The sequence below is a fragment of the Myroides sp. N17-2 genome (genome assembly GCF_002286775.1).
Taxonomy (GTDB): domain Bacteria; phylum Bacteroidota; class Bacteroidia; order Flavobacteriales; family Flavobacteriaceae; genus Flavobacterium.
Window position 1 is genome coordinate 1 of sequence record NZ_NSGJ01000100.1, and the last position, 1,345, is coordinate 1,345.

General features: G+C 32.8%; 1 protein-coding gene. It reads left to right on the plus strand.

Features of this window, described 5'->3' with window-relative positions:
• Window positions 1–98: 98 nt before the first annotated feature.
• On the plus strand, window positions 99–1,268 hold the full coding sequence (locus CF599_RS19245) for an IS4 family transposase (RefSeq protein WP_121967531.1): 1,170 nt from the start codon (window positions 99–101) through the stop codon (window positions 1,266–1,268).
• Window positions 1,269–1,345: the final 77 nt, after the last annotated feature.

Sequence of the window (1,345 nt, forward strand, 5' to 3'; positions counted from 1 at the left end):
CAATAGCGTCCTAAACGCTTAAAAAAAGGCAAAAAAAAAGAGAGTAAATTAAGGATCTCAAATTATCTTTGAGTTGCACACCAAAAAACACTCTCTCTATGACAAATGTAACTTTATTTTCTCAAATAATCCAAAAATTAGATCGTTCAAAGTTTAAGAAAATAGTAAAGGAAAGGCAAACAGATAAACACAACAAGGGTTTTGATAGTTGGAGTCATTTAATCTCTATGTTATTTTGCCATTTTGCTCGAAGTAAATCTGTTCGTGATATTAGTAATGGACTTCGCTCTGCTACCGGAAACTTAAATCATTTAGGTTTAACTATAGCACCATCTAAATCATCAGTCAGTTATCAGAATAAAAAAAGATCCCATGAGCTCTTTAAAGAATACTATTTTGCTTTGCTCGAAAGTTTAGGACAGCATCCCAAGTTTAAGCAGGTGAAGTTCCGAATCAAGTCAAAAATCCTGTTATTAGACTCCACAACAATATCTCTGTGTTTAAGCATCTTTGATTGGGCAAAATACAAGACTAATAAAGGTGCTGTTAAAATGCATACACTCCTTGATTTTGATGGGAATTTACCGGCTTATATTAATATTACAAATGGTAAAACGGCTGATAATAAAGGGGCTTATGATATCCCATTACTCAAAGGCAGTGTTATAGTTGCTGATCGATTCTACAATGATTTTAGCCTTTTAAATGTTTGGGACAGCAAACAAGTATTCTTTGTGATTAGACATAAAGACAACTTGAAATTTGAAACTATTAAGGAATTAGAACTTCCAGAGAACAGGCATCAAAACATCCTAAAAGATGAGTTAATTAGCTTAACTAATACAAGGTCAAAGCAGATATATCCGAAAAAATTAAGGCGTGTAGCAGTGTGGGATGAGCAAAATAATCAGGTCATTGAACTCATTACCAATCAATTTTCTTGGACTGCAAATACTATAAGTGAATTGTATAAAAGTAGATGGATGGTAGAAATATTCTTTAGAGATTTAAAGCAGCTACTACATATTAAATCTTTTGTTGGAACATCTGAAAACGCTGTGATGATACAAATTTGGACGGCGTTAATTACCATTTTAATACTAAAAGCATTGCGGGCACAGTCTAAATTCAAGTGGCATTTATCCAATTTAGTAGCTTTTATAAGATTAAACCTCTTTGTGAAGATTCAGCTGCAATTATGGCTCGATAATCCACTAAATGAAGTAGAAAAGCCACCTCCTAAATTACAACAGGGGATTCTGTTTTAAAAATTATCAAATATATACTCGTATCCTACTAAAGTGGGAGGATATTCTATGTGCTAAATTTATTTAGGACGCTATTG

What these genes read in the sequence shown, in the direction of transcription:
- CF599_RS19245 (WP_121967531.1), top strand. Translation starts at nt 99, where the DNA reads ATGACAAATGTAACTTTATTTTCTCAAATAATCCAAAAATTAGATCGT.